Consider the following 8,506-nt stretch of genomic DNA (forward strand, 5'->3'; position numbering starts at 1 on the left):
GCGGATTCGAACGCGGTGAGGATCCGCGAGAGAGCGAGGCGGCGACCGACGCGTCGAGACGGGCCGGTCAGGTCCTGACCTCGTGATACCCCATCGACGCCAGCCGGTCGCGGACGGGTTCCGGCGGCTCCTTCCCGACCTTCGCGTCCTGGCTGGTCTCGCGGAGCTCCAGCTCGTCTTCGCCGACGACGGTGAACCGGTACTCGACGCCGTCGTGGCTCGCCTCGATCCACGCCGAGTCGTCGTCCGGGTCGTGTCGTTGGACCTCGACCATGAGAGCGTATACGACGGTCGGCGGAAAAAACGGCCGCGTTGCGCTCGCCACGGGCACGGAGGTCGAACGACGGATCGGATTCGCGGCGGTCGACGCGTTACCGGGCTTGCAAACCGCCCGCCGCCCGATCGATCACGAGTAAGGCTACAGCGCCGGACAGAACCCAGAACGTGACGACCAGATACGTCTCGACGGCCGGCGTGGTATGGTCGGAGATTTCCTCGATCGGCGCACGAATAGAGCCAGCGATCAGGCTCACGAGGAACGTGAGCGTCCAGCCGCGCCTGGCCTCGAGGGCGGCGCGGATCACCCGGGAGATTGTAAGCAGACCGATAAAACCACCGATAACGAAGACCAGAATGGTGGTCCCGGGTCCGATCAGGTTCGTCGTTGAACCGCCGTTTACCAGCCGTGTTAGCGAGGCGACGAAGAGCGATAGCTCGGACGAGAGGTAGACGTATTTCCCGAGCAGGATCAGGATGAGCGACCCCGAGATGCCCGGGAGAATCATCGCGCTGATCGCGATCGCCCCGGCGAGGAAAACGGCGGGATAGCCGCTGGCAGGGATCCCGATTACGCCGCTGGAGACCAAGAACGCGAGCAAGAATCCGGACGCGACGGCGATCAGTCGCGACGGGGTGCGTAGCTGGAGCCCGCGGTAGAGGATGAGGGCGGACGCTCCGATCAAGCCGGTGAAGAAAGCGAAGAGGGGTGTCGGGTACGTCTCGTAGAGAACCGTCACCAGATTCGCGATCACGACAACAGCCGTCAGCATGCCCGCTCCGAGGACCGCGAGGAAATAGAGGTCGTTCTCGGCGATCTGGTTCTGGAAGTTCTCGACCGACGGCGGGTACGCATCCCGGAGCATCTCGACGACTCGAGTCGGAGTGAGTTCGCTCACCGCCGCGATCAATCGGCTATAGATCCCGAGCAGTAACGCCACGGTCCCACCGGAGACCCCGGGCAGGGCATCGGCGGTACCCATGCAGAGGCCATAGCAATAGAGTCGTAGGCTCGACGTGGTCCGTCCGGTCATTCTGCAATTCCGTGCACGGAGACCAGCCTGATTAGTATGCCTTCTCTCCTCGGCGAATGGATTCGACGAACAGGAGTTGGCGAGGTCCCTCACCTAACACGGCTCGTTCGGAGATCCGCAGCAGCCGACCCGATCTGCCCAATAGCACTCTCCATTGGTGCACTCCCAGATCTCGTACTCGTCGTAGACGCCGTGACAGGAACGGCTTGTGGATGACGTACAGTTCGTGGTGAGATATCCACACCCTCCGCCACCACCACAATCGGGGCACACTTCGTCCAGGGTCGAGATGTCGTCGTCCTGGACGTCGTCGAGGGTTATGACAGTCGCGCTATCCCGTTCGGACTTGCTCACGATGATCGCGTAGCTTGTCTCCTGCTCCGGCTTGACGTATACCCCGACGGAGTATTTCTCCGTCTCGTACCTCGCGGTGATTCGAGCCGTCGGCTCCGGATCCTCAGATGACATGACTCTATTTACGAAGACCCCCGTATTGCCCGCCTGAACGTCCTCTTCGGAAAGCGTTCCGTTACCGGTTCGGAAGATCGAAGGCGTAGCCTTCGGGATGATTTCGGACGCCTCGAGGAGATCGAGAACTGGCTGTGCGTGCCGTTGAACCGCTTCGATCGCCCTCCCTTCACTGTTGTAACGATCTCGAGCGCGCTCGAAATGCGCACGAGTGTAGTCGTCATCGTCTCGGTCACCGGCGACGGTACCGACACCGATGATCGCGCCCGTGCCTACCGATGCGATCACATCCCGCCTGTTGGGATATTCAGCCACAATATAACAATCATTACCTCACTAATAAATTTCTCTCGAATAGAAATAGCTAAAACATAATTCCTTTTTCCATTACCATACGGTGTTGGACAGAGTGTGTACTTGCAATCGAAAAGTGCAAGTGGCTACACGATGGGGAAAGCAACGCCTCTTCTCCTGGCAAGATACCTGTAATTGGGCAAGCGATCGGGTTCGTGGGGGCGCTCGAGTACTGAGCCGCTCGACCTCAGGTGCTAAAGCGCTCGACGTCGACCGACCAGTCGTAGTCGTCGTACTCGAGCGACGGCGTCGCGGCGGTGGGAACGGCGTCGTAGCGCTTCAGGAACTGACGGATGCCGCTGGGGCCGCCGAAATCTCCCTGGTACCAGCGAAAGAGGCGAGGAACCGTGGCGACGTCTCGCTCTCGATCGTACGAGACGTTCTCTTCGAGGTACCACTCGGTCGCCACGTCGAGTTCCTCCTCGACGTCTTCGGGCGAGTAGACGGCGATCGGCGGCGAGCTCTCGGCGCCGGTGCTGAGCGCGAAGTGGATCCGGGGATCGCACTCCTCGAGGCGGAACCGGCGTTCGAACCGGGACGGGAACGGTCGCGGCAGGTATCCCAGGCCCCACCGATGGCTGGAGCTCCGGAGGATGCCGTCCCGAAGGTCGTTGAGGCTGAGCCAGGCGCCGGCGATGGGGATCCGGTCGCGGGCGAAGAACTTCCACCGGTCGAGACGACCGCCTGACAGCAACGACGGGTCGCGCTCCAGCAGCAGCTGGGCGTACGCGTTGAACGCGTTGAGCCAGAAGGAGAGGCGTCGCGGGCGGTCCGCCAGCGTTCGCTCGAGCCGGTCCCGATCGAGGCCCGCCAGGCGCTCTCGAAGGGATCGCGTTTCGCCTCCCGTCTTGACCGAGTAGAGCAGGTCGGCTGACACGGTGAGGGGGTCGAGCTGCGTCGACATTCGAGTGGCTATTCGAGAACCAGGTTCATGAACCCGCTTTGTGGGTTATCGTGACTCTCCGTCGCGATCGGGGGTCAATACGATGTTTCGGCGGCAAACTGTCGGATCGATAAGCCGGATTTATCGGTCGGCTCGACGACGTCGCACCGTGAACCGCGCTACGGGCACGCTCCTCGCGCTCGTTGCCGTCTTCGGCCTCCTCTCGCTGCTACTCGTCCTCCCGTTCCTCCAGTTCGTGTTGTTCGGAATCCTGATCGCGTACGTGCTGCATCCGCTTCAGGGCCCGCTCGAGCGACGAACCTCGCCCACCATCGCGGCCGGATCGCTCGTCGCCCTGGCGGTGGCGCTGTTCGTCCTCCCGGTCGTCGTCATGGCGGGCGTGATCGCAGACGATGCGGCTCGCATCCTCGGCGAGATCGACCCCGAAACCCTGCAGATCGCCGAGATCGAGGAGTTCATCGAGGAAGAGGTCGGCGTGGACGTCGACCTGGCGGAGTCGGCCGCCGACGCTGGCCAGCAGATCGGCACGATCCTCCTCGAGCGGACGACCGAGTTCTTTGCCGTGTTCACGCACGTGCTCGTCGGTTTCGGGCTGGCGCTCTTCCTGATCTACTACCTCCTCAAGGACGGCGACGACATGGTCGGCTGGCTGCGCGAGCGGACGCCGCTGCCCGACGACGTTCAGGACGATCTCTTCGGGGAGATGGACGACGTGATGCGCGCCGTCCTGATCGGACACGTCCTGATCGCGTTCATCGAGGGGCTGATCGCCGGGCTCGGGCTGTTCGCGACGGGGATACCCAACGCGGCGTTCTGGACGGTCGTCATGATGATCCTCGCACTCGTCCCCCTGGTCGGCGCCTTCCTCGTGTGGGGCCCCGCCGTCGCCTACCTCTTCCTGACCGGCGAACCGATCCTCGCCGTCGGCCTGTTCGTCTACAGCGCCATCGTCGTCGGCGTCTCCGACGACTATCTCCGGCCGATCGTCGTCGATCGGTACGCCGAGATCAGTCCCGCGATCATCATCATCGGCGTCCTGGGGGGCATCTACGCGTTCGGCATCATGGGACTATTCTTCGGCCCGGTCGTGGTCGGCGCGCTGCTCGCGACCGTCAACGTGCTCGACGAGAACTGGGAGCGACTCGAGGAGGCGGGCGCCGACGGATGACCGGCGTCGACGGTCGCCGCGAACCGCCGGGTGGGAGAGGGTGACGCTCGCACCCGAACGCCGTCGACGAACGATTCGTCGCGCTTTTGCCCCGCGAGCCCCCAGATCGGATAGCGATGGCCCGCTACCACATCGAGACGTACGGGTGTACGTCGAACCGCGGGGAGAGCCGCCAGATCGAGCGGCGCCTCCGCGACGCGGGTCACCACCGGGTCGACGGCCCCGACGAGGCCGACGTCGCGATCCTCAACACCTGCACCGTCGTCGAGAAGACCGAGCGGAACATGCTTCGGCGGGCCGAAGAGCTCTCCGAGGAGACCGCCGACCTCGTCGTCACCGGCTGCATGGCCCTCGCGCAGGGCGAAGCGTTCGCCAACGCCGGGGTCGACGCGCGGGTCGTCCACTGGGACGAGGTGCCGGAGGCGATCACGAACGGCGAGTGTCCGACGACGACGCCCGACGCGAAGCCCGTACTCGACGGCGTCGTGGGCATCCTGCCGATCGCCCGCGGGTGCATGTCCGACTGCTCGTACTGCATCACCAAGTTCGCGACCGGCAAGATCGACTCGCCGCCCGTCGAGGAGAACGTCGAGAAGGCCCGCGCGCTGGTCCACGCCGGCGCGAAGGAACTGCGGATCACCGGCCAGGACACCGGCGTCTACGGCTGGGACAGGGGCGAACGAAAGCTTCACGAGCTGCTCGGACGGATCTGCGAGATCGAGGGCGACTTCCGGGTCCGCGTGGGGATGGCCAACCCGAAGGGCGTCCACGGCATCCGAGACGAGCTCGCGGAGGTCTTCGCTACCAACGAGAAGCTCTACGACTTCCTGCACGCACCCGTCCAGTCCGGCTCGAACGACGTCCTCGGCGACATGCGCCGCCAGCACCGGGTCGAAGAGTTCCTCGAGGGCGTCGAGACGTTCGATGACCGACTCGACTACTGGACGCTCTCGACCGACTTCATCGTCGGCTTCCCGACCGAGACCGAGGCCGACCACCGGCAGTCGCTCGCGCTCATGCGCGAGACCCGCCCGGAGAAGATCAACGTCACCCGATTCTCGAAGCGCCCCGGGACCGACGCCGCCGACATGAAGGGGCTCGGCGGCACCGTCAAGAAGGAGCGTTCGAGGGAGATGAGCGAGCTCAAACGCGAACTCGTCGGGGAGACCTACGCCGAGATGGTGGGCGAGACCCGCGAGGACGTTCTGGTAATCGAGGAGGGGACCGGCGACTCCGTCAAGTGCCGGGACTCGGCCTACCGGCAGCTGATCGTCCGGAACTCGAGCGAGTACGACCTCGAACCCGGCGAGTTCGTGGATCTCGAAATCACGGCTCACGAGACCATGTACGCGTTCGCGGAGCCGATCTGAGGAACCCCTCGGTGGACCGTCTCGAGCCGCTCGGGGCGCCAATTCGACCAGCGCCGGCGACGGCGGTCGATGCGCCGTCGATCGTGCGATGGGCCCGTCATCACCAGTCGAACTCGACGGCCCGGTCCTCGGCCTCGACCGACGCGTCTTCCTGCGCGGCGAACGCGTCGTGAAGCTGGTCGTACGTCGCCTCGATCGCCTCGACGATGACTTTCGTGTCGCCGACCACGGGCATGAAGTTCGTGTCGCCGGCCCAGCGGGGCACCACGTGAGTGTGGACGTGGTCGTCGATCGATCCGCCGGCGGCGTCACCGAGGTTCAAGCCGACGTTGAAACCGTCCACGTCGAGGGCCTCCTCGACCGCGGCCAGCGTCCGCTGTTTCAGGCGGGCGTGGTCGAGCACCACCTCGTCGTCCAGCGCACCGTAGTCACCGGTGTGAACGCGCGGAATCACCATCACGTGGCCGGGATTGTACGGATAGTTGTTCAGCATGACGAAGCTTCGATCGCTCCTGGCGACGATACGGTTTTCGCGATCCGCGGCCCGTTCGGGGAGTTCACAGAAGACGCACTCGTCGATCGTCGGGTTCTTCAAGTCCCGCTTGATCCACTCGATCCGCCACGGCGCGAACAGTCGGTCCATGTCCACGCTGAACGGGCCCAGCTCCCTAAAGGGTCGGTACCCGCCGGCGACCGGAGCATTCGAGAGCGCCTCGCGAGCGGACGGCACCTCGAACGAGCCCGATCGGCGGCTAAAAGCGAGTAATACCAAATTACACTCCTGTCACGAAGTGGTAATACTAGGCTAACGACGCCACGAGAGCGATCAGTGAACGCTCTCGAACGTTCTCCAGCCGTAACTCCACCACCCCGACGCCGTCTAGCGGTTTTACGACGCAGTCCTCGAAGTGAAGCGTGGATTTATATCGGACCTAGGGCAAGTAATCCGACGATGGCAACGACAGACAACTCATTTAACGGATTGACCGAATACTGCGACGAGTGTGAACTCGACACGCTCCACGAAGTCTCCGTCCAGATCAGAACGGAGAGCCTGAAGAAAGAAAACGCTCAGTTCTCGCGGGAACCCTATCGCGTTACGGAGTGCCAGCGCTGTGGCCGACGCAACAGTCAGCGGATGAACAACGCCTGACTCTCGGAATCGATCGATGCGGTGGTGCCAATCCCCGGATAGTACTCGCGTTCGTTCTTCTCACCTCACTACGACGCGGTCCCCCAGAAGGTGAATTTCGGTCTCCCCGGACCCGTACACGCACCACGTCCCGGTCGTTCCGGCGGCGAGCTCCCGTCGAAAACACGCGAGTAGACGAAACCGATCGACGGGAGAATCGACCTGGGGAGGACGAGTTCGGTCTGGCCGGTGGCCACACACTAACGGCACGTCGAAGCGACCTTCGCTCGTCGCGTCCACCCTCACTCGGTCGTCGCGTTCGTAGTCGTCGCGTCCACCCTCACTCGGTCGTCACTTCGCAGCCGCCTTCGGTGACGATGAGCGTGTGTTCTTTCTGGCTGACCAGGCACCCTTCGTCTTCTTTCAGCACCGGGTATCCGTGGACGATGTCGTTTCGCTTCAACCGACGAAGCGCCATCTCCGCTCGGTCGGTCTCGAGCCAGCGCGTGGCGAACGGGAGCGTTCGGAACTCGTCGGTGATCTGTTTCAGCGCCGCTCGGGCCTGTCGGTTCCGTACGGTACCCTCCCGCTCGAGCGAGAAGATCTCCTCGGTCCCGCCCTCGGTCACCTTGCCGCCGCCGTCGGTCGCGAACGGCTCGATCGCGACGACGTCGCCGACCTCCAACGTGGCTCCCTGGGAGACGGCGCGGTTCGGGATGTTCGGACTCGTGTGTTGCTCCCAGTGGCCGAGCCCGTGGCCGGTGAGGTTGACGACCGGATTGAATCCGTGCCCGTCGATGACCTCCTCGATGACCGCGCCGATGTCGCCCGTGTCGACGCCCGGCTCGACCACCTCGATGGCCGCCTCGAGCGCTTCCGCCGGCGCCTCGGCCAGCTCCGGGTTCCCCGAGAGGTCGACCGTGATCGCGGTGTCGGCGAGCCAGCCGTCGATGTGGACGCCGATATCGAGGTTGATCATCTCCTCGCCGAACGTGGCGTCGTCGTCGATGGCCGGCGTCGCGTGGGCCGCCTCCTCGTCGATCGAGATGTTGACCGGGAACGCGGGCGTCCCACCGAGTTCGCGGATGCGGTCCTCGGCGTACTCGGCGATCTCGAGGTGGCTCACCCCGACGTCCACCCGCTCGGCGGTCTCCTCGCGGACTTGCGAGAGGATCCGTCCCGCCTCGCGGTGTTTCTCGTACTGCTCCGACTCGAGATCGACCTCGGATTCGGCCATGGACGGCGTTGGAGGGGTCGACAAAAAGAGATTGCGCCTCGAATCGGCCGCCTCGACCGCGAGCCCCGCCGCCAATCCGAACGGATCGGGGTCCCGCGGCCGGTCGACTGCGGACGGACGAGTCGGGGCGGCTGGGTCCACCGGAACCGTGCCGGCCGATGGCAAACCGATGAAGAGGACCCGCCGAGATCACCGACCGCCGCGTTCGCGCGACGGTCGCGGTTCGACGTACTCGCAATCGGGACACGCCGCCACCCCCTGGACGTTCGAGAGCGACGCGCGACAGTGCGGACAGCGGACGGCGGCGTACTTGGGCGGTTCCAGCATGGGCGATACCAATACAGTCGACGATAATAAAACTCTGCTTCGACGATCGACGAAACATATCGACGGAACGGCGGGGCGAACCTCCGTGTCGAACCGACGGGATTCTGGCGTCAAATTGTCCGTTCGACGACGCCCGACCGTCGTCCGAACAACTCCGAGTACCGACGACCCGCGAGTACCCCGGCAGTACCGAGTACCGACTACCCGCGAGTACCCCGGCAGTACCGAGTACCGAC

General features: G+C 64.3%; 10 protein-coding genes. 3 read left to right on the forward strand and 7 right to left on the reverse strand.

The genetic code is table 11. From position 1 onward, the window contains the following. Positions 1 to 67: 67 nt before the first annotated feature. The 4 genes from QZT59_RS07980 to QZT59_RS07995 all read right to left on the reverse strand — a co-directional run bounded on the left by QZT59_RS07980 (position 68) and on the right by QZT59_RS07995 (position 3,036). Complete coding sequence (locus tag QZT59_RS07980; protein WP_290813909.1) at positions 68 to 274, reverse strand: hypothetical protein; 207 nt, start codon at positions 272 to 274, stop codon at positions 68 to 70. Between the two features lie 97 nt (positions 275 to 371). Continuing rightward, on the reverse strand, positions 372 to 1,259 hold the full coding sequence (locus tag QZT59_RS07985; protein WP_290813912.1) for a DUF368 domain-containing protein: 888 nt from the start codon (positions 1,257 to 1,259) through the stop codon (positions 372 to 374). Positions 1,260 to 1,403: 144 nt separating this feature from the next. After that, complete coding sequence (locus QZT59_RS07990) at positions 1,404 to 2,093, reverse strand: hypothetical protein (RefSeq protein ID WP_290813914.1); 690 nt, start codon at positions 2,091 to 2,093, stop codon at positions 1,404 to 1,406. A 226-nt stretch (positions 2,094 to 2,319) separates the two neighbouring features. Then, positions 2,320 to 3,036, reverse strand: coding sequence for a DUF547 domain-containing protein (locus QZT59_RS07995; RefSeq protein WP_290813916.1), 717 nt, complete (start codon positions 3,034 to 3,036; stop codon positions 2,320 to 2,322). 148 nt (positions 3,037 to 3,184) lie between these two features. Here QZT59_RS07995 and QZT59_RS08000 point away from each other — a divergent pair, with 148 nt between their 5' ends. Together QZT59_RS08000 and QZT59_RS08005 are read left to right on the forward strand one after the other, a co-directional pair. Continuing rightward, positions 3,185 to 4,204 (forward strand): AI-2E family transporter, encoded by a 1,020-nt coding sequence (locus QZT59_RS08000; RefSeq protein ID WP_290813918.1) that lies wholly within the window; start codon positions 3,185 to 3,187, stop codon positions 4,202 to 4,204. Positions 4,205 to 4,320: 116 nt separating this feature from the next. Then, on the forward strand, positions 4,321 to 5,574 hold the full coding sequence (locus QZT59_RS08005; RefSeq protein WP_290813921.1) for a tRNA (N(6)-L-threonylcarbamoyladenosine(37)-C(2))-methylthiotransferase: 1,254 nt from the start codon (positions 4,321 to 4,323) through the stop codon (positions 5,572 to 5,574). Positions 5,575 to 5,674: 100 nt separating this feature from the next. Here QZT59_RS08005 and QZT59_RS08010 read toward each other — a convergent pair whose 3' ends face one another. Continuing rightward, positions 5,675 to 6,217: an HIT domain-containing protein gene (locus QZT59_RS08010; protein ID WP_290813924.1), complete on the reverse strand. Its 543-nt coding sequence runs from the start codon at positions 6,215 to 6,217 to the stop codon at positions 5,675 to 5,677. Between the two features lie 309 nt (positions 6,218 to 6,526). Between QZT59_RS08010 and QZT59_RS08015 the strand changes: the two genes are divergently transcribed. Beyond that, positions 6,527 to 6,727, forward strand: coding sequence for a hypothetical protein (locus QZT59_RS08015; protein WP_290813926.1), 201 nt, complete (start codon positions 6,527 to 6,529; stop codon positions 6,725 to 6,727). A gap of 319 nt (positions 6,728 to 7,046) precedes the next feature. Here QZT59_RS08015 and map read toward each other — a convergent pair whose 3' ends face one another. Beyond that, positions 7,047 to 7,943 (reverse strand): type II methionyl aminopeptidase, encoded by an 897-nt coding sequence (map, locus tag QZT59_RS08020; RefSeq protein WP_290813929.1) that lies wholly within the window; start codon positions 7,941 to 7,943, stop codon positions 7,047 to 7,049. Between the two features lie 189 nt (positions 7,944 to 8,132). Continuing rightward, positions 8,133 to 8,270, reverse strand: coding sequence for a hypothetical protein (locus QZT59_RS08025; RefSeq protein WP_290813932.1), 138 nt, complete (start codon positions 8,268 to 8,270; stop codon positions 8,133 to 8,135). Positions 8,271 to 8,506: the final 236 nt, after the last annotated feature.

Origin of the sequence: Halovivax sp. (genome assembly GCA_007119345.1) — an archaeon.
Taxonomy (GTDB): Archaea; Halobacteriota; Halobacteria; order Halobacteriales; family Natrialbaceae; genus Halovivax.